We start from the raw sequence: 229 nt of genomic DNA, 5'->3' as shown, positions 1-229 counted from the left end.
AAAACCACGCTAACACCCGCCTCGGGCGGGCGGTTAGCTCAGTTGGTAGAGCTCCTCGTTTACACCGAGGATGTCGGGAGTTCGAGTCTCTCACCGCCCACCACTCCTTTCCGCGAATCGTTCCTGTCGCAAGGCTCGCAGAAAGCTGTTAAAATACCGTAAACGCGACAAGAGAAACCGCGATCCCACCAGCCAGTACCGCCATCGCGCGCCGGTAGACCGCCAGCCC

1 tRNA gene is annotated in these 229 nt (G+C 59.8%); it reads left to right on the top strand.

Going from position 1 to position 229, the window contains the following annotated elements:
• The first annotated feature begins 27 nt into the window (after positions 1-27).
• A tRNA-Val gene (locus tag Q5762_RS39875) sits at positions 28-103 on the top strand.
• The last annotated feature ends 126 nt before the right edge of the window (positions 104-229 follow it).

The organism is Streptomyces sp. P9(2023), from assembly GCF_032436795.1.
Lineage (GTDB): Bacteria > Actinomycetota > Actinomycetes > Streptomycetales > Streptomycetaceae > Streptomyces.
Note: the sequence above shows the minus strand (reverse complement) of the source record. Positions and strands in the feature narration are given on the sequence as shown.